Raw genomic sequence first — 19635 nt, forward strand, 5'->3', positions numbered from 1 at the left:
AAGCTAAGGAGTGTGTGTATGTCATCTGTCCAGAGTCGTCCGGTTAACCCCAGGGACTTGGAACGGCAGGCGCATGATTTTGTCATGTCCTGGCGCACCAAACTTGGCCAGCAGCAAATGTTCGACTTCCTTGAGTTTTTGAGGAAATTCGAACAAACCCATGAAATCAGCATGATCAACAAAATCCTGCTGTTTCTCCAACGAAAAGAGGTTCTCAGGGTGCTTCCACTTGGATTTACAATGCCTGGCCACAAACTCCATATCGAGTCTGGTGCCCAGCCGTTGTATCTCTTGAAGCAAGTCACCAGCGGTCTTTCCGTCTACGACGTTGAGCTTTTTTACGACGTTCAGGACTGGCGAGGCTGGCAGGTTCCCGAAACAGTGATTTACGAGGATGAGAAGATGGTGCTGGATCAAAAGAACCGGTTCCTGAACGAATCCCGTTACGCTGCTTTCGTGAATTCTGTGGCTGCTCCATTGAAGCCCACCGCGTCCACTCTGCATGCCCGTTTCAACAAAAACCTGGTTTTTGTTGATTCCAAACAGAGTCTGGAACGTCAGTTCGCCACTTTTGTTCACGCATATTGTGTGAATCACATTGAGCGCACGACGTCTGTTCGCGGTGAGAATTCGGATCGTGTTGCGTTTTTCATGACCTTCCTGATTGGCAGGCATTACGGCATTGATGAGGCCTGGATTGAGGAAACCGATTTTCGTTTCCTGGACCCGAACGTTGCTTACGCAACCCTCACTGTTGCCTACAACCTTTTCCTTGGTTTGCTTCCAAAACTGCCCGGCTGACCGCCCCAGTTTGGTTTGACCAAGCACAACAATCGCATTTGCAGCCCACAAGCTCAAATGCGATTTACCATTTTTTGGACCATCATGAATGATATACGAAATTTTTTAAGCATCATGGTTTTCAGGAGCGTTATATTTTTTGTAAGCTTAATACATGAATAAGCGACTGCAGAAGAAATTGCGAGCACTGGGCTGGTTGAGCATGCTGCTCAGCGCTGGATCCCTGGTCACTTCCACAGTGATGCTCATTCAGGCAGTGCCCACCCTCAACGAGCAACTCTACCAGGGCGGCTGGGGCAACATCCTGAAAGAAAACTCCAAAAACAAAATGGTTTTGCGCTGCTTCACCAAACGCAAATGCCAACCGTACCTGTTCAAGGGCATCGCCTATTACAGCAATGCCGCCTGGGCCTTCGGAGGGTTCCTGGCCCTGGCAGCGGCATGCGTGGGATTCTTCGCAGCTGCCCTGCCGAACTACAAAGACAAAGCCCCGGGGGGCAGCGACTGGTCGAACAGCAACCGCATGAAAAAGTGGGTCAGCCCCAAAGGCAAACGCTACGGTTACCTCGGTTACGCCCTCGACACCGGGAAACTCATCACTTACCCTGGCCAGTCCTTGTTTTTTCACACCGTGATGCCCACCAACTCCGGGGGAGGGAAAACCAGCAAGATGATGCTTCCCAAGGTGTTGAGCAGCGCCAAACAGGGCATTTCTGAAGTGATCATTGACATGAAAGGGGACCTCAAAAGTGGATTCATGCTGGCCCCACTGATGTATGAGCACTACGGGCATGACGTGCAGATGTTCATGCCTTTTTCCGCCTCCACCATGGGCTGGAATTTGTTGTGGAGTGACATGACCCTGGAGCAGGCTTCCGAACTTGCGGAAATGGTGCGGCCCCGCAGCGGCACCGGCAATGCGGGGGTCGATTACCACAAGAACAATGAGCGTGAACTGGTGCAGGCCCTGATTTATGGGGTGTCCCACTCTGCCAACGGCAGCATCTCCGACCTGTTTGAGATCATCAACACCGGCGAGGTGGGGGTGCGCAGTTACATCAAGAACCACCCCCTGATGGAGGTGCAACAGACCGCTTCAGGGTTTGAGAGCATGAGCAGCACCCAGCTGCAGGGTTTGCTGTCGGGTTTGAAGGCAGAACTTTCCATTTTTGTGAACAAAAATGTCGCCAGAGCCACCTCCAGTTACGGCCAGCAGGTGGATTTGCACCGCCTGTTCGAGAAACCCGGCCTGCTGTACATCAAGCTGCCAGAGAAGTTTGTGCGTGGGGGGAAAGCCCAGGTGCTGCTGCAGCTGCTGCTGATGACCATCCAGAAAACCATCTGGGAGTACACCGACCAGCGCGCCAGCGCTTCCCTGCCGATCCCGCTGGTGATCCGCATCGATGAGAAAACCAACCTGGGCCGCATCCCCAACTTTGTGGAAACCATCACCACCATGCGTTCCCGCAACGTGTGCTATGAGGTGGCCTTCCAGAACATGAAGCAGGGCTTTGCCCTGTACGGCGAGAAAGATTGGAATGCCATCCTGGAAGCTTTCGGGGTGACCTTGTTTCTGCCCAAATTCATGCACGCTGAAAGCCAGAAGTATTACTCCGAAATGCTGGGTGAGATGACGGTGCTTTCCACCAAAATCACCCGCTCTCGTGGCCCCATGATGTTTGATTTCACCTCTCACCGTCACGGGGTGGCCGAAGCCGAAGACAAACGCCCGCTGCTCGCCGTGCACGAAATGGAACAAATGGATGAGCACCTCGCCGTGGTGAAAAACTACGATGGAAAAATGCAGGTGGTTCTGCCCTACCTGTCCCAGAAATCTGTGGTGGTGGCCCACCCTGAAACCGGCCAGAAAGTCACCATCAAAAACACCCTTTACCGTGACTTTGCACGCATCGTCAAAGGGGTTGCTCCTGAAGCCATCTGGAGCGGAGACAAAGACAAAGCCGATGAAGCGGTGGAAATCCTGGGCAGGCGGGTGGACCGGCTGATTGACCGGGTGTGCGGAACCACCGATGAGAAGCTGGTGGAAGCCGAAGGCGGAGCGCTGGTGAACCCTGAAGTGGAGTTTCCCATGTGGTTCAAGAAACTGCTGGAACTCCACGCGCAGATGCATGTGAAAGACCGCATTGTGCTGCACATCACGGAGCGCATTCCCTCTGAACTGAAATCCGAAGTGGTGCTGAAAGAGTTTGAGAAGCGCGATTACCTTCAATTCAAAACCCATGAGGAAAACCAGAAAATCCGGGTGGAAATCACCCAGAAAGGCATGTCCATTCTGGCTGGGGTTGGGGGCGGGGAACTGCACCGGGAAGCCAGGCACCGGGAGGTGAGTGGTCCCCTCTTTGAATGGATTCACCAGAACCGCACCCACATCAAAGACCATCCGGAGTGCTCGGTGGCTCAGGGCAGTGAATTTGTGGGGGAATTGCGGCAGGATGCCGTTCTGATCTCCAAGACCGAAATCAAAAACCTGTTCAACGAAAAAGTGATTTCGTTGCTGGCCACCCAGCGTGTGGGCACCAAAAACATGTGTGTGGTGCCGCTCTCCAGCAAGGAACTGTATGAAATGGTCACCGATGCAGACCGCCGACATCGTGCGATGTTGGCCCAGCAAAGCCCTTACACCGTGGTGGAAGAAGCCCCCAAAAAAGGGAAAACCTCCGGAGCGGTGGGGGTGCCAGTGGTGGTTCCGGTGGAAAACAAAAAGAAATCCAAAAATGACACCCTGGGTTTTGGGGTTCAGGAGAACAACCGTGATGGCTAAAGTGCTCGTTGCATGGGGCTTGTTTGCAGGGGTGGCTGTTGCCCAGTTCAACCTGCAGCCCCAGTCTTACACCCCGACCACCCCTCAGGAGCAAAGCGCACCCAAAGCGGTGCCCAGGACTGCAACTCCCCCCAAGACCGTCTCCCCTGCCCCGAAGGCACCGGTTGCTCAAACCCCTGCTGTGCCGCAAAAGTTGACGGTCCCAAAAAACCAGCCGAAAAACCCCAAAAACAGCATGAACGATGATCAGGTTGCGTATGCGATTGAAGGCGCAGAGCATTACGTGCTGATTTACAGCAATTACTTGCGGCAGCCCACCATCAATGTGGCCCTGATGGAGGCCAGTTTGCAGCGGGGGGTGTATGTGTTCGTGGTGGTGCCGCAGGAGAATTTCCGGGATGGGGCCAGCAACTTCATTCGCATGGCCATCGGCACCTTCCAGGGTTCACCCATGGCGGTCTTCCCCAGCAAGGTGAACAACTGGCAGAACACCGAGTCTTTCATGGTGATAGATGGGAAGTACGCCATTCAGGGGAATTTGATTGGAGAACGAAACAGCCTGTTCCACAACCCCAAGGCGGTGCTGATCACCGACCGCAAGCAGATCAGGACGTACAACGACTGGCTGATCAAGGCCATCAAGGGCCGGGCTCCCATTCAGCCGAAGCCGGGAAAACCTGGCTTCATCATGTGTTTTGCACGGGAGGATGCACCTGGCTGCAAAGATCGCTGAGCGTCATTCAATTTTCCCTCCGTTAAGAACGGAGGGATTTTTCATTGCATTATATTTTTTTGGAGTATCATAAAAACCATGACCACCATACCAAACGAGCAGGATCATGAAAAACGAGCCTCAAGCCCATCGAATGCTGCTCCTGCAGGACAGACAGCTGCACGCAGAACGCCAGGCAAAGAGAAAAGAGGCCTGAAATTTGTGGATGTGCTGTTTGTGCTGGGATGCTTTTTTGCCTTTTACACCTTTCTGGGGGCAGGAACCAACGGAGGGGTGCTGTCCTGCGTGATCCTCAGCGTCACCTACGTTCCCAAACTGCTGGACTCCTGGATGCGCCGGTTCTACAAGGAACTCAGCGCCATGAGCGCAGACAGCTACCGCAACAACCTGCTGCTGAAAAAAATGGTTGAGCACCACACCACACCCATCAGCAAAGAAGAGGCAACCCATGAAACCCAGGTGGCTTAAAGCCCTGGCCACCACCATCATGCTGGGATCTCTGGGAGGCGCGTGCGGATACGTGCCTTTTTCGCTCTACCAGAGAACCTGGCATTACGCCCAGATGTGGGGTCTGGATGGCAACCTCCTCACCGCGCTGATCTGGCAGGAAAGCCGCTACTGTGTGGACGCGGTGTCCCCCAAAGGGGCGTATGGCCTGGGACAATTGATGCCCGGCACAGCCCGTGAGATGGGCCTCAACCGGTATGACGTCGACCAGAACATCTTCGGTGCAGCCCGCTACCTGAGGGGAAAGTGGGATGAATTCAAGAACTGGAATCTGGCCCTCGCCGCCTACAATGCAGGCAGTGGCGCTGTCCAAAAGTACGGGGGTGTCCCGCCCTACAAGGAGACCCAGGAGTACGTCAGCAAAGTGCTCGGCACCTATGAAGCCATGCAACTCCAAGGCATGCACCCATGAAAACCGAACGCAGGGTCTTCATGCCAGAGTCTCCCCTCACCCAGGATGAAATGGACAGGGACCATCACTTGCGGATGCGGATCAAGCAGTTTGAAGACAGCAAACTCAACAACCTGCTGGTCAAAATGCCGCAGTTGATCAAAGAAGCCATTCAAGGCCGCATCGATGATCTCCAGGAAATCAAGATTGCCCTGGGATGCCCGGCTCAGGTGCTGTTCCGTGATGGAACCGTGACCCTGGAAGATGTGATTCTGGACAAAGACGAATTCAAGACCCTCTCCACCAAGTTCGGAGAGCCACGCCATGACGGGCGCATCGGCATCGACGGTACCCTGCACCGCGTGAGTGTCACCCGGTCCACCAGTGGCGTGGTCCGGGGCTTCTCCATTCGATTTGGCCGCCATGTGATCGGGGCAGCAGACGCCCTCAGAGACTATTTGCAGTCCGGCCAGTCTGGCATCATCATCGGGGGTCCAGGGCGCGGCAAGACCACCATCCTGAGGGAAGCTGCCAGACTCAGTGCCAGTTCTGCAAGTGCCCAGGGTTTCCAGACGGTGGTGGTGGACAAATCCAACGAGATCGGAGGGGAAGGGGACATCGCCCACATTGCCCTGCGTTCCGCCTGGATCAAGCAGGTGCCCAGAGGCCAGACCAACGCCGAAGTGATGATGGAAGGCCTCACCAATGACAACCCCAGATTGATGATTGCCGACGAAGTGGGAGACGAGGAGGATGCCCGCAGTGCAAAGACCGTGATTCGTCGCGCTGTGCCCATCATCTGCACGGTGCACGGAGACACCCTGGAAGAGGTGATGGACAACGAGGACATTTCCCTGCTGATGGGGCGCATTGACCTCAGCAAACGCAAACGCTTCACCCAGCCTCTCTTTCAGTACGCCATTGAAGTGGTCAAGACCGGTCAGTTCGTGGTGCACCCCAATGTGCGAGAAAGCATTGACCGCATTTTGGAGAATGAAGTTCCACACACCATCAAGCGCGGAATCTGGGACATTGAGGTGGAGGACGTTCAGCCGGTGCGCTGATCCTGGCACATCCCAGCACGACCCGCATCCCGCTTCAGCAATCGAAGCGGGATGTTTCATTTCAGGGGGTGTACGGTCTGCAGGCGATGATTTGGTGGTCAGGCCGTCATAATTTTTGCAGGTGAAAGGCAGGTCAGGGTCAAACGCATGCAGAATTTTTTGAGGGAAGCAGGGTGAAAGGAAGAGGACCTGCATGAGCCGCATGGATGCTGCATCCATACCCATGCTGTAGCCCAGACCCGTGGTGTTCACGCCAGAGCAGGTGCTCTGCTGCCCCTCACGTGTGGTCTTGCCACCAGGATCAGTTTGTGCCTTGATGGCTCGCTGAGCACTGCTGGTGCGCCCCCCCAGGAGCAAGCCCCAGTGATGGTGTTGCCCCGGGCGGGATTGGATGAGTTGAAGGTGGTGCCTGTGTTACCCGAGGGCACGGGCAGCCGTGGTTTGCAGGAATGCTGCGTGGACGGCAACATGAACATGGTGCCCTTTTACCCTGAGTGGTTGCTGCAGGATGCGTGAGGGTGAAGCCAGAGAGAGGCAGTCTGGTGGGATGCAGAGATGAATGGGATGCGTGCACGAGACGGGTGCGGATGAGGTGGGGATGTGTGGGTTGTCGCCAGGGTGGTCTTCACAGGGGGCGTTGATCCAAGCCCCCTTGAGCGGTCCGAGCAGGTTGAACTGTTGGAGCTGGTGGTGTTGGATGTGGGGGTCACAGCTGTTAAAATGAGGTGTCGTTCTATCACCCAATACAACGATGCTGCGGGATCCCTGGAGTCAATGCCAGGGGTTCCGCAGCTTTTTTGTGGCCGGAAAGCATTGGATTTGTGTATCGGGTGGGTGGGTCCAGGTGGGTTCAGAACTGCCCGAAATTGGGAATGCATGACCTTACATCAACCGTACAGTTGAGACGACAACACATTGACCAGAGGGTTGGGTGTCTGAGGTGTCTGGGTGTGGGTTGCGGGCTGTGCATGGTGGGTTTTTTTGAATGTACGGTTTATTTTTTATAGTGCCTGGGGTGGTTTGGGGTTTTTGGGGGGTTTGTGTATGGGGTGGGCCAGAGGGTTGGTGGCCCAGAGGTGGGGTGTTGGGTGGGGTTGCCCGGTGGGTGTTGGGTGGGGTTGCCCGGTGGGTTTTGGCTGGGTGCCGCTGGCGTTGTGGGGTGGGTTCATTGGGGTTGCCTGGGTGTGGGGTGGGCCTGAGGTGGATGCCAGGGTGAGGGTGGAGGGGTTGTGATGGGTGTGGGTTGCGAGTGGTGCTTGGGGGTGTTCTGGGTGGCTGGGGCTTGTGCGGGATGGGTTGTTTGAGCGTGGGGTGCCAGGGCGGGGGTGCAGGGTGCTCGGTGGTGGTGGGCAGGGTGTGGTGTCTGGAGGCAAGGATGTGGCGGGCAAAAGAGGGGTGGACTTCTGTGCGGGTGAGGGGGGTTCGGACGGTGAGCTGTGTGTGGAGCTGATGGAGGGTTTGGCCTGAATGGAGCGGTGGGCGGGGTGATTGCAGTGAAGGGCTTCGGGTGGTCTGGTGAGGGTGTTGCGGTTTCGGGTGACTCGGTGGCATGTGGGGTGTTTTGCCCAGTCCGCCATCAGGGCCACAGGTGGGGTGTTGCTGCTGGGCCGGGTGTCTCGATGGTGCGGGGTGCAGGGTGCGCCCTTGGTGGGTGGGCAGGGCAGTGAAGGAAAGGTGGTGCCTGGGTGCGCGGATCGGTGGGAGGAGAGGAGGGTGTGCTGGGGGTGGGAAGGCCAGTGGCATGGAAGGCACTGGGATCGGAGTGCCGGATTGAACGGCGTGCCTTGGGTGGGTGAGGTGGTGCCGCTGGGTGTTGCAGGCGAAGTGGCGGCATGCAAGAGGTGGGCATGGTGGATGGGCCTGACTTTCACCGGGGTTGGTGTGGAAAGGGAGGGAGAGGGTCATGGGAGGTGAGCCCTCTTGAGGTGAGGTGGGAGGGATCCTGCTTGATGGGTGCGGATGGGGTGCGGCTTTGCTGCGGGGTTGCTGTGGCATCCCGGAAGTCAGGCAAGCCTGCAGGATGAACCCAGGGCGTGCTTTTGGTGGTTGGGAAGGTCGAGGGTCAGGCATGAATTCAGGTGCAGGGCAGGTGATGAGGGGTTTCCTGGTGGAGGGTTCTGGACGGGGTTGCCTTTGAAGCCCAGGTGTTTTCTCCTGAGGGGGTCAAAGGAACACCCTGGCATCGTGGGATGTCAGGGTGTGCAGGGAGAGAAGCGCAGGGTTGTGGAAAGGGTGATGAGGGGTTCATTGCCAGACGGTGTTCTGCTCTTCTCCCCTGTTGGGTTTGCTGCTGAAGGGGGAAGGCCTGGTGGGGGTGTCTGGGTCATCCCGGTGGGCTTTCTGGAAGGTGAGGTGCCAGGAAGAAGGGTTGAGGGCTCTGGGGTTGGTCATTCCAGAGGGTCGTCGTTTTTGTCTTGCTGGGGAACCATCAAGGGGCCTTCTGTGCAGGTGCCGCAACGGATGCGCAAACCGGGCTTTCCCCACGCGTAGGTGGGTTCGCCCCTTTGCAGGCATTCGGGGCAACCATAGCGGGTTTTGCTGAGGCGTTTACGTTTCTTTTTTTGTTGTTGAGGGTCAGGCGGGGTTTCTTGCTGGTCGGGGTCCTGGAGTTGCCCTTGTTGTTTCGTGGTGATGGTGAAGGTGAAGTGGCGTTCCAGCAATTCCAGGGTGGTGCGGTGAAAGGGTCCGTTTCTCACGATGAAGTGACCGACTTTGAAGCCGGTTCCGCAATGCGGATCGTCGGAGGTCATGCATTGCGGGTGCAGCCCGATGCGGTGCATGATCGCCACCCAGGTTTTGCGGTGGTAGCCGTTGGGTTGCAGTTGTGGGTTCTCGTGGTGTTCTGCGTGATGGCACATTTCGTGCACCAGTGTGGAGAGGTAGTCTTCGAGGTTGCTGAAAGGGTGGGTTTGTTCGGGGTGTTGGGGCAGGAGCTGACTGTAACCTCCGGGCAGGTCGATGAAGATGTCCGGGTTCAGTGCGATCTCGGAGATGGCCTCTTTGGTCTGCAGGTTCACGAAGGGTTCTTTGCGGTAGTAGCCCTGGTATTTCTTTCCGGGGTTGAGGGTGATCAGCACCTGAGGGAGTTGGTTTTGGAAGAGGTGCCGGTTGTACCAGTCGAAGGCCATCTGGTGTTCTTCGGCGGTGAGCAAGGTGGGGCTTTTGAAGGCGGTGAGGGGCTGAGGCTGGGTTTCTGTCTGGGGCGGGTGCAGGTCCTGGAGGATTGCCTGGATGTCCTCGTCGAGGTTCTGCTGGGGACTGGAGGTTTTGTGGGTGGCCTTCATTTTTTCATGGTAACGGATTTGGTCGTACCATCAAATTTTTTGGTCGTACTTTCAAATGCGTGGATTCATTCAGGAGGGGACCGAGGTCCCCTGAGGGTGAAGCAGAGCGGGTCAAAGGGTGGGGTTTGAATGCCTGCGCCATTCACCAAGCTTCCTCCGGTCGCTTTAACCCCACCCTTTGCCTGTGTGCGCCAGAATGGTCAGGGGGACACCTCGCTGGGGTTTCCCGCTCTACTTCACCCTACCCCCCTTCCGCTGTCGCGTGACGGCCATCCTGTGAAGCGAGAGGCGGAGGGGTGGGGTGGTTTTCGCACGGCTTTTGGAACACCTGGGGTTTTTTGCCAGAGTGTGGTTTTTATGACGTGAATGAAATCGCAGATTTCATTTCTGCTGTGAATTGATTCCAATGGGCATCTGGTGTATACTTATATATAGATAAGTTACTTTGGAGGCACCATGAAAATCGACCACCGCAAAATCAATGCCCAGGCCAAAAAGGCCCTCAAATTGCTGTTGAAAGCCAGCAAAAGCCTGCGCCCAGAAGCGCAACTCGCCTCACTGGAAGCCTGTTTTCTGGAACACCCGGAACGGGTCAACAAGGGGTCATGTCAATCATTAAGGAATCTGCTTATTCCCATCCAGAACTGTCTTTTTCGACTTGATCTGTTTTTGCCGATCTCTGGCCCTTCATGGAGTTGTCTTCCCAGACAGTCTTTTTGCGCTCCTCACCCACTGACAAAATCAAACGGGTTTCGTCAAAATGATATCGTCATGGGTTTCGTCAGTCCAATATCAGCATGGATTCCTCCTTCAACAAGGGTCGGCGTTTGCCTTCTTCCGGCACCTGATCCTCCCGCCACACGTAATCCCCAGAAAAAATGATGTGCTCAAACTTCAAGGGAGACAGCCGCTCAATCAGTTCATCCGGAATCATCTCACCTTCGAGCCGAAGTTGCTTGATGGCTTCCTCCAGGTACACCGTGTTCCACACCGCGATCATCGTGGTCAGCACATTCAGCCCACTCGCCCGTTTACTCTGTGCCCGCAAGGACCGGTCCCGCACCTCCCCACGGCCATGCAGGTAAGCTGCACGACGCAGTTCATGCAGTAATTCGCCCTTGTTCAAATTCCTTTGCACCCTCCTGCGCAACTCTGGGTTAGACCACCAATCCAGAATGAAAAAAGTGCGATACAGCTTGCCCAGTTCATTGATCGCCGCCAACAGGGAGCTTTTCCGCTGAAAGTTCGCCAGTTTGCGCAAGATCACCGAAGCCATCACATGCCCGGACTTCACGCTCACCGCCAGTCGAATGATCTGGTTCCAGTGTGCCTCAATCAGCTTCCGGTTCAGGGTGCCACCCACCACAGGGGAAATGGCTGCCCATTTCTTTTTGCGACCTGGCACGAACAGCTTCAGTTCCTTCAGGTCCCGGATCCTGGGGGTGAACCGGAACCCCAGCAGGTTCAGCAAGGCAAATACAGCATCGGAATAGCCGTGGGTATCCGTGGCATGTTCCTGGATACGCAGGTCACTTCCGTGGTACAACAGGCCGTCCACAATGTGCACTGCATCCCGTTCATTGCTGGCAATCACCTTGGTGAAAAACGGGGAATACTGGTCCGTCACATGGGTGTAGAAGGTCATCCCAGGATCCCGACCATACCTGCGGTTGAAGGTCCCAGAACCCTCCGCTTGCCAGGCTGCAGGAAAACGCTGTCCATCCGAAGCCGAGTGGGTTCCATCTCCCCAGTAGCGGGTCAAGGCCTGTTTGGTGTGGTAATTCACCAACTCTGCCTGCAGGGAACGGTAATTCTCCTCTCGGACATACTGCTGCCTCACCCAGATCAGGCGCTTGAGGTCCGCAGCATTGGTGGACTGGGCCATCTTGGTGATGCCCATGTTTGACCCCTCCGCCAGCATCACACTGCACAGGAGGGCCAGGTCATCCACAGCTTTATGCAGGGTCAGGTGACGGAAGTGATCCCGGAACGGCACCCAGCTGGAGACTTCCAGCATCAGGTCGGTGATCTTGATGTTCCCGATGCGCCGAAACAGCTTCCTGCTCAGCTCCTTTGCCTGTTTCGCCTGCACTTTGTCCTGCTTGTGGGGGGTGACGATTACCTGTCCTTTCTCCATCCGCACCTCTGGAAGGAGGCCCTCATGCAGTTTGCGATCCACTTCGTTGAGGCGGTCCAGCAGTCGGCTGCTTTGCTCTTCCCAAAAGGTGTTGAAATCCACCGGAACAGACAGGGGAAAGTGCTTCAGTTTGGTGGTCAGCTGGCTCCTGGGGAGCAGCAAATCATCGAAAGGCCCGTACTTGCGGCTGTGCTCTACATTTATTTCCCCGGCATGCATCCGGGACACCAGTTTGGACAGCACACACAACTCGTAATACCTCTGGTCAATTTGTCCCTCTGGCCCCACAAAAACAAACTTGGCCCACCTGCGGTCTACAAAGGAGGTTGGTGCATCTCTTGGGATGGGCTGGGAGATTTTCTGGTGGGTGGCTTTCACTAGGTGGATGGCCTTTAAAAGGTCCTGCTCACTGTCCGGCCCTTTGAAGTCAAACCTGGAGAGCAGGCGGCCAGAGTACTTGCGGAAGGTGTGGATCTTCCTGCCCAGCAGGCGAAGGCTGTCCTGCTCCACCTCTTTCTTCAGGGCATCGAGTTCCTGTACGGAACGCACGTAATCTTCCCAGGGGATCACCTCCTCAATGCTCTTGAAGGGGTTCTTCTTGCGTTTCCTGGCCGAAATCAGGGCCTGCCCGACCCGCTGGTGCAACTCCAGCAATTCCAGCAGGTGGGCTTGCTGACCTTTGAGTTCATCAAAGTGCTCCCTCTCACAGTCCCGGAAGGCAGAGAGCAGCATTTTTTCGTGCAGGTCAAAGGTCTGGTCGGTGAGGGTCTGGACTAGGTCCATGATCATGACCACAGCCAGGCTTCTTCTGCGGTTATCTTCAAAGCCCCGCAACTGGTAAACCTGCAAGCTGCGAGCTTCCTGGATGAGGTGCTCCATGCGGTTGGGGTGGATGAATTTCAGCATTTTCCAGGGCAGGGCGAAATGCTTCATGAAAATCAGCCGGTCCAGCACCCGGCTGATGCCATCACTACTGGGCTCATGGTTCTCTTCCCTCAGCCAGCCGAGCTTGGATTGGTTGGGGTCTTTGTGGTAAACGTGGGGTTCAATCAATTCGTCCAGGTGCTCCCCCTGATCCGGGTAAATGGAGAGCAATAGGCGCTCCACATGTTCCCGGGCTTCCTTCAGGCTGGCCCGGATCAGGTGTTCCAGGGTGGTGAATTTCGGCATCAGGATCTTTCGGGCCCGAAGTTCATCAAATAGTTGGCACATCAAGGGAAAGGGCACTGGAGTGGCTTCTGCCAGGGGCTTGAGGAATTCCAGCAGTGCCCTCTGGTGGGACATGGTCCGGTAGTGCTGTAGGCCCAGGACCTCGCGGATTTCCCTGAGGTGGGTTTCCAGAACGTAGGTCTTGACCTGCAGATACGTCTGGTACAGGGTAGGATCCAGGCCCAACTGGCTGGCGATGCATTCCACGATCACCTGGGGCACTTCCACTTTCAACGGACTGCGCACAAGGTGCTGCATGACCTTGAGGTGCACGGCGAAACCCAGCTGGGTTGCTGGACCTGTTTTTTGGCCCACCAGATTGAGGTCGTCGAAAGAGAGGACATAGTGACTGGAGAGCACCCAGTCATCCACCTCCGGGAACTTCAGGAACATGTTTCGTTGCGTATGGCTGAACATTCCTCATTTTATGAATGGATTCGGATTTCAGAACATCAAAGCATCCTTGGGATCTTTGATGGAGTGATATGTTGCCTTGATGTTTTGAAAGAATCTCTTTTCACAGTTTTAAAAGCAAGTCAAAGTGTGTAGTGCGACCTCACACTTTGACTTGCTTTTGTTTTGCATTATTGATCAGGGATGTGCTGAAGCAACCAGGCTGTCATTTGCATGGACAGACAGTGGATCGGTCACCCATGTGGAGTGCTCTCCCCATTCATCGTAATCGACGGTGAAGGTGCCCTGAAGGCCTGTGAAATTCAGAACATCAAACGTTAACCCTTCTGCGGAAAGCCGGTAAGGCACATCCATGGGCACTCCATTGAAAGCCAACTGGATGTTTTGCAGCACACTGTTTTCAGGAACATTCACAAGGATGGTCACCACAGGCACATCCACCAGGGTGTCTTCCAGGAAGCCATTGCCTGGAATGCCTGCAGGCAAAGCTCCCACCAAGTGGTCCGCCTGACCTGCAGTTTGCCCCGCCCACAGCTGAATTCCGGGCAATTCAGGGGTCCAGGCTGTGATGTTGCAGGAATAACCCCCATTCTGGATCAAAGGTGTGCAGAGGTCATTCCCGCTGGTGTCGAGCACCTTCAAGGACAGGGACAGCACCCGACCGTTGGCATTGACCAGCCGGGACTGGATGCCGCCACTGTACAGTTGGATGTCCTGAACCTGCTGGTCTCCTGCCTGTTGTGGGCGGGTGGTTTCCAGCCTGAAATGGTCATACGGCACACCCTGTCGGGACAGCACGTAAGTGAGAACTCCAGTGGGTGATCCCTGCAGGTCGTAACATTTGTACCTGCCCCAGCCCACTGTGATGGTGCAGATGTCCCGGTTTTCATCTTTGATGGTCATTTCGATGCTGGTGGTGTGGTAATCATTCCAGTAACCTGGGTTCCAGATGAATTCTCCCGAATATATGGGGTAGCGGTTGTTCAGGCTGGTTTGCAAAACCGTCTGGGGGTTCCATGAGGCATCAAGCTGGATGTCCTGTTCAAGCGTGATGCCATAACCATAGTATTTGACCTTCAGGGTGTGGGCAAGACCATCTGCCACATAGAGGAGACAATTGAAATGCAGCGGATCCACTTGGGTACAGCGGCCAGATTCAATGTCATCCACCTGCACACCCATGATCAGGTCAGGATCTGCAGTGGCAAGTTGCACCTGCACGGTCACTTCCCGCATCAAACCCTCCAGGTTCAGGGTCTGGGAGAATTGCGGAGTGTTGCTTAAATGAACCTGTTTCTCGACTTTAGAGAACCAGCCAGATTCCACCTGCACCTTCACATCAGTGTTGGAGGGAAGGAATACCGGGCACTCAAAGTTCCCTGCAGCGTCACTCTGGACCTGACAGACCACCTGGTTGTCACGCAGCACACTCACCAGCATGTTGTTGAGTGTGAGGTCTGCAGTGCCAATTTTGATGGGTCCAGTGAAAAGGTACTCGTACAGGCCTCCACTGCGCTGGGTTTGCCAGGCATTGTTGCTGCCGGTTCCGCCCAGGCGATTCCAGGTGGGGTCTGCAGGACTGCTGGTGTTCACTGCATACAGGGTGCCCAGTTGGTCCGTTGCGTACAGCCCACTCCCCAGCAGAATGGGATGGCTGGAGATTCCACTCTGGGCTGTGAAGGTCCAGTTGAGGCTGCCCTCTGAGTTGAAGTTCTGGATGCTGTTTCCACTGCTGAAATCCACCCCTGTTGCCGTGAACACTGGACTGAGGGAGGATGCTTCCCCTGCCTGCTGCCATTTTGCTCCTGTGATGGGGTTGAAGTGGGTGAAACTCCCTTCAAAGTCAACATAGGCTTGCTGGCCATTGCTGCCCAGTGCTACAGGAGAAGCAGGAGAGGCCCTGCTGCCTGAGATGGGCCTGGAATGCAAGGTGTGGTCTTGCAGGATGTGGTGTTCTTGCTGGTTGCTGGTGAAGAACAGCACATGGCCTTCTGCTGTGACGGACAGGGTGCCTGCCACCTGGGCACCAAGCGGGTAGGTTTTGATGGGTTGCCCCTGGGCACTGATTTCCAGAATGCTGTTATCCTCAGGAGCCACAAAGAATGAAGTTCCGTTCCACACCACCGGCAGACGCACCGTGGAACCCGTCTGGTGTGTCCACAGCACGGTGCCATCAGGATGCAAAGCGTAAACTTTGCCATCGGCTGAGGCCACCATCACCAGGTTGTTTGCCAGGACCACCGGAGCGTAAATGGTGTCTCCTGTGGGGAACGTCCACTGCAAGGCCCCACTTTTGTCGACTTTGAAGACCTGACCATTCTGGTTGCCGAAGTAAAGGTTGTCCTGCGCGTCCACTGCTGGCGTGCCGAGCACATCTGAGGCTGGAAGGGCAAGGGACCACAGTTGCTCTTTGTCAGACTTGATGGCCAGGAGCTTCGAGCCGGAGGAGGTTCTGACCGCAACAATCAGGGTGTCATCGCTGAGGGCAGCCAGACCCGCGTACACCCCTCCTCCCAGCGGCAAGGACCAGCGTACCCGTCCTGCAGCCACGTCTGTGAACTGCACATCCTGGGTGTGGGTGGTGAGGGCCTGGGGTTGCACGGACAGGCTCAGGGTGCGGCTTTCCACGTTGAGGCCGTTGGACACCTTCAGGGTGACGCTCAGCGGCTGGGTGTTTTCGGTGATGGCGATGACGGAGTATTTGCCGTTGGCATCGGTGGTGCGGGTGGCAGTGAAAGCCCCGGAGAATTTCACTGGGGTGTTGGGCATGGGGGCACCCTGCGCAGAGCGCACAATCCCCTGGAGTTCCACCCGGTTGCCTTTCAGGGTGAGGTTCTGCGTCAGGGTGGTGGTGCCTGTGTTGGACCATCCGGGCATCGGAAGGACCATGCTGCCGCTTCCAAAAGACCCGCTGTACTGGAGGGTGAAGGGCACAGCCGTTGTGTCGGTGAGGGTGATCATGCAGGTGTAGGTTTGACTGGCGAGGTCCACGCGGGCGTTGCACAGCACTGTGTTGTTGGATATCACCTGCACGTTGCCCGCAGGATCTCCGATTTTCACGTCGCTGGGCTGTCTGTCCAGGGTGACCTGACCGGTGACCATCACGGTGTGGCTGATCTGCAGGTTGTGTTGCAGGTTGGTGACCTGTCCTGCGGGCACCTGACTTGGGTTGAGGGGGATTTGTTTTGCCCCTTCCTGCAAACCATAAACAGCGCTCAGGGTCACAGGTCCAACGGTGCTTCCAGGACGCTGGTAACCCCACAGCTGGTAATTTCCCTGGGCATCGGTGGTGGTGCGGGGGGTGGTGGTGATCCACCAGTTGGACACTGCAGACACCATCACGTCGGGCAGGGCGGTCTGGGTGACATCTTTGATCTGGCCCTGCAGGCCAAAGAGGGTGACATTCACCGGGAACTGCAGGGTGTAATTGTACTGTCCGGGAATCAGGGTGAAATTCTGGGTGGCGCTTCCCCAGTCACCGCTGACGGTCGCCGTGGCCTGTTGGTTCTCGGTGACTTTCAGTTCGGTCACGCACTGGCTGGTGTCGCTGCTGCACAACACCGTGTTGCTGCTGTTGCGAATGGTGAGGGCACCAGGAAGCAGCACGTCCGTGCGGGCAGGGTGGGTGATGCTGGCCGTGAAACCCACGAACTTGCTCAACTCCAGGTCCACCGTGCGCTCGGTGATGCTTTGTGGCGTGAAGGGCAGGTCCACCGGGGTGTGGGTGATCAGGTTGTCCTTTTTCACCTCAAAAGTCACAGGCCAGGGGGAGGGGGCAGCAGCGGGAACCGGGACGGTCAGCTGGTAATGCCCTGCGGCATCGGTGGTGGTGCCCCATTTTCCGGTGTCCGTCTGCAACTGGACTGAGGCTCCCGCAGCGGGTTGCCCGGCTGGCTCGGTGAGCACCACGTTTCCTGAGAGTTTGAGGGTGGTGATGGGCACCTGGGCATCCAGGGTCATTTCCAGGTTGCTGCCCTGTGCGGCCTGACTGGGGAAGGTGCCACTGGTGACAGGAATGCCTTGCACACTCACCTGCACGCTGGGAGCGGTGCTGCTGGGGGTGCTGGGGCTCAGGGTGCAACCATAACGGCCATTCTGGTCGGTGGTGGCCATGCAGGAACTGAGGGTGCCTGAAGTCACCTGCACGGAAGCCCCTGCAACAGGTGCGTTGTCCATCAGGGTGTTGAGGATGGTGCCGGTCACCTGGTAGTTGCAGGTGTTGAAGACCACCTCTGATTCTGGTGTGCCCACATACAAATCCAGCGCGGTGGCATCAATCACATCCTGTTCCACGGCAGAAGTGCTGAGACAGTAGCCGGTCAGCAACTGGCGGGCCCGGTCCTGGAAAGGCTGGAATTCTGCAGCAGGGATGGTGTTTTGCAAGAAGGGGTTGGTTTTGTTGTAGGTGCTAGGGCCTTCGCCAGCACGGTAGGTGAAGAGGGACTGGGCGTGGGTGGTGACGCGCCAGCTGTCCTGGAAGGCGAGGACATCGGAGGTGAGGGCGCCTGTTGAGGTGGTGAAATCATCGGTGGGGTCACCGTTGGGCGTGCCCAGCAGGCCACCATATGGAATTCCTGCGGCAAGATTCCTGACGAACACATCATCCCCAGAGAGTTCCACGTCACCATAAGGGGTGTTCATTTGCACAACCGCATAAGAGCGATTTACGGTGATGCTGATGTTGCCCAGTTGGATGTGGTTTTCTGTGAAGGGCACACCATTGAGGAGGTAGCCCTGTGGGCCCACTTCGACTTTCACGCCGTCTGCGGAAGCAACGGTGGCCCTGATTTCAGCAGGGAAACGGGTGGGGTTGGAAAGCACCTGACGGGCCTGGATGGTCAGGCCATTGCCGGTGAGAGGGGTGAGGTAGGTGAATTCTCCGAGCTGGTGGGCGTCGTAGCGCCTGCCGTCAAAGGTGCGGAGGTGCGGGTCGCCGTATGCCCGGGCAGTCTCGGGAAGGGGCAGAGATTTGATCTCGATTTTGGCAGACTGTTTGTCTTTGATGCTGGTGTTGCTGACCAGCACCAGCAGGGTAGATGTTTTGGGGTCCGAACCAAATTCTCTGAAGTCCAGGCCATCAGCGTCCCCATCAGCAATGCCATTGCAAGTGTATTTGGTGGTGGATACACTACGATAGACTTTGTATTTGATGTACGGAGCTGCATCTTTCAGTTTAATGTTAAAACCCTGAAAGGGGACATTGCGCATCGCGATGGCATAAACTTTGCTGGTCAGCGGAGGAATATCGGTCATTTGATATTCTGGATTCTGCGGTGAACCGAAAATAAATTCACTTGGTTCAGCAGAAGCCTCTGGACCCTCTCCAGATGCCGGTATAATGTACACACAGGGTCTATCATCAATTCTTAGTTTGAATTTGTGTTCAACCAGTTTTTCTTTTGCAAAGCCCCAATAAACTTCACTTAATCCGTCCGATATACCCATAGCCCTGAAAGAAGCATCAGTTGCTTCCACTGGTTCTTGATCTGAGCTCCAGACATTCAAAAAAATTGGCATAAGATAGCGTAAACCACTGAGGCTTCCATTGCCATCGAACAGGCGACCGGCATAAACCCATAGATCCTGATGGTGATATGGGTTTTGACCACCAGAACCACCTTTAAGATTAAAAGGCTTGTCTATTTTATAGGCGATGGTTTTTAGTGCCACTTTGGTGGTATTTATTGTATTGATATCGAGAGACGAATTATCACTGAGTTCACTTGCGCGAGCGGTGCCCTCAACTAACCAGGCAAGCGAAGCATCTCTCGTGTGCGAAATCAGAGCATATTGAAAAGCATGAAATATTTCATGTCTTAAGGCATGCTGAGAATATGGATCAAGGCTACCATCGTTATTAGTACATACCTGTAGAGTATCATCATCATTGCTAAATGCTCCTTGGATTTTACCTTGTAGTGGATTTCTACTAAAACAAGAAGTGGTGGTATGCTCACCCGTGGCTTGGTCAGTATATTCAGGCGGAGTAATGATTATATCTCCCTTCCATTCCTGATGTAATCTTTCTATACTAATATTAAATATACGCATGAAATCCTTAATTGGAATATTCGACCAATCAATAGCAGTTTGCCTAATCTCAGGACTGCAAGTTGAGTACAAAGTTCTTTGCGTTGCTCCTCGGCCAATTTCTTTCGAAAAACATGAGGCCGTAGTGCCATATTCTTGTTTTTGTATAATCTGCTTCGAAATAATTCTATTGTGTACCGCAGGCTGAAATGCTGTGGTGTCAGCGATCAAAAAGAAAGGAAAATCCGCTGAAAGAGTAGACCTGGACATTTCCACAAAACCG

General features: G+C 55.4%; 11 protein-coding genes. 7 read left to right on the forward strand and 4 right to left on the reverse strand.

The genetic code is table 11. The features are described 5' to 3' along the window. Nucleotides 1-84: 84 nt before the first annotated feature. The 7 genes from IEY52_RS18875 (at nucleotide 85) to IEY52_RS18905 (ending at nucleotide 6794) form a co-directional block, all read left to right on the forward strand. Nucleotides 85-801, forward strand: coding sequence for a hypothetical protein (locus IEY52_RS18875; RefSeq protein WP_189005351.1), 717 nt, complete (start codon nucleotides 85-87; stop codon nucleotides 799-801). A gap of 154 nt (nucleotides 802-955) precedes the next feature. Then, the gene (locus IEY52_RS18880; protein WP_189005352.1) at nucleotides 956-3583 is read left to right on the forward strand and encodes a type IV secretory system conjugative DNA transfer family protein; all 2628 of its coding nucleotides are present in this window, start codon (nucleotides 956-958) and stop codon (nucleotides 3581-3583) included. Next, nucleotides 3576-4316, forward strand: a complete 741-nt coding sequence (locus IEY52_RS18885; protein WP_189005353.1) for a phospholipase D-like domain-containing protein — start codon at nucleotides 3576-3578, stop codon at nucleotides 4314-4316. Before IEY52_RS18880 ends, IEY52_RS18885 begins: the two co-directional genes overlap by 8 nt. Before the next feature lie 78 nt (nucleotides 4317-4394). Continuing rightward, entirely contained in the window at nucleotides 4395-4784 is a 390-nt protein-coding gene (locus IEY52_RS18890) for a hypothetical protein (protein ID WP_189005354.1), read from the forward strand. Further along, a complete protein-coding gene (locus IEY52_RS18895) occupies nucleotides 4765-5235 on the forward strand; it encodes a lytic transglycosylase domain-containing protein (RefSeq protein WP_229684867.1) in 471 nt (156 codons plus the stop codon). Before IEY52_RS18890 ends, IEY52_RS18895 begins: the two co-directional genes overlap by 20 nt. Further along, nucleotides 5232-6278, forward strand: coding sequence for an AAA ATPase domain-containing protein (locus IEY52_RS18900; protein ID WP_189005355.1), 1047 nt, complete (start codon nucleotides 5232-5234; stop codon nucleotides 6276-6278). The genes IEY52_RS18895 and IEY52_RS18900 overlap by 4 nt, the downstream gene beginning before the upstream one ends. Nucleotides 6279-6644: 366 nt before the next feature. Next, nucleotides 6645-6794: a hypothetical protein gene (locus IEY52_RS18905; protein WP_189005356.1), complete on the forward strand. Its 150-nt coding sequence runs from the start codon at nucleotides 6645-6647 to the stop codon at nucleotides 6792-6794. A gap of 1728 nt (nucleotides 6795-8522) precedes the next feature. Here IEY52_RS18905 and IEY52_RS18910 read toward each other — a convergent pair. From IEY52_RS18910 to IEY52_RS18925, 4 genes are all read right to left on the reverse strand, one after another. Further along, nucleotides 8523-8669, reverse strand: a complete 147-nt coding sequence (locus tag IEY52_RS18910; RefSeq protein WP_189005357.1) for a hypothetical protein — start codon at nucleotides 8667-8669, stop codon at nucleotides 8523-8525. Continuing rightward, complete coding sequence (locus tag IEY52_RS18915) at nucleotides 8666-9562, reverse strand: SprT family zinc-dependent metalloprotease (RefSeq protein WP_189005359.1); 897 nt, start codon at nucleotides 9560-9562, stop codon at nucleotides 8666-8668. Before IEY52_RS18915 ends, IEY52_RS18910 begins: the two co-directional genes overlap by 4 nt. 781 nt (nucleotides 9563-10343) lie before the next feature. Next, the gene (locus IEY52_RS18920; protein WP_268239738.1) at nucleotides 10344-13325 is read right to left on the reverse strand and encodes a Tn3 family transposase; all 2982 of its coding nucleotides are present in this window, start codon (nucleotides 13323-13325) and stop codon (nucleotides 10344-10346) included. Nucleotides 13326-13499: 174 nt separating this feature from the next. Beyond that, nucleotides 13500-18575 carry an outer membrane protein assembly factor BamB family protein gene (locus tag IEY52_RS18925; RefSeq protein WP_189005363.1) on the reverse strand — a complete coding sequence of 1692 codons (5076 nt, stop codon included), beginning with the start codon at nucleotides 18573-18575 and terminating at the stop codon, nucleotides 13500-13502. Nucleotides 18576-19635 lie beyond the last annotated feature (1060 nt).

The organism is Deinococcus roseus, from assembly GCF_014646895.1.
GTDB classification, from domain to species: Bacteria; Deinococcota; Deinococci; order Deinococcales; family Deinococcaceae; genus Deinococcus_C; species Deinococcus_C roseus.

Excerpts from the sequence above, each read along its gene's own strand:
- IEY52_RS18875 (WP_189005351.1), top strand. The coding sequence starts at position 85 with ATGTCCTGGCGCACCAAACTTGGCCAGCAGCAAATGTTCGACTTCCTT.
- IEY52_RS18925 (WP_189005363.1), bottom strand. The coding sequence starts at position 18,575 with ATGACCGATATTCCTCCGCTGACCAGCAAAGTTTATGCCATCGCGATG.
- IEY52_RS18905 (WP_189005356.1), top strand. The coding sequence starts at position 6,645 with ATGGTGTTGCCCCGGGCGGGATTGGATGAGTTGAAGGTGGTGCCTGTG.
- IEY52_RS18910 (WP_189005357.1), bottom strand. The coding sequence starts at position 8,669 with ATGACCAACCCCAGAGCCCTCAACCCTTCTTCCTGGCACCTCACCTTC.
- IEY52_RS18900 (WP_189005355.1), top strand. The coding sequence starts at position 5,232 with ATGAAAACCGAACGCAGGGTCTTCATGCCAGAGTCTCCCCTCACCCAG.
- IEY52_RS18915 (WP_189005359.1), bottom strand. The coding sequence starts at position 9,562 with ATGAAGGCCACCCACAAAACCTCCAGTCCCCAGCAGAACCTCGACGAG.
- IEY52_RS18885 (WP_189005353.1), top strand. The coding sequence starts at position 3,576 with ATGGCTAAAGTGCTCGTTGCATGGGGCTTGTTTGCAGGGGTGGCTGTT.
- IEY52_RS18895 (WP_229684867.1), top strand. The coding sequence starts at position 4,765 with ATGAAACCCAGGTGGCTTAAAGCCCTGGCCACCACCATCATGCTGGGA.
- IEY52_RS18890 (WP_189005354.1), top strand. The coding sequence starts at position 4,395 with ATGACCACCATACCAAACGAGCAGGATCATGAAAAACGAGCCTCAAGC.
- IEY52_RS18920 (WP_268239738.1), bottom strand. The coding sequence starts at position 13,325 with ATGTTCAGCCATACGCAACGAAACATGTTCCTGAAGTTCCCGGAGGTG.
- IEY52_RS18880 (WP_189005352.1), top strand. The coding sequence starts at position 956 with ATGAATAAGCGACTGCAGAAGAAATTGCGAGCACTGGGCTGGTTGAGC.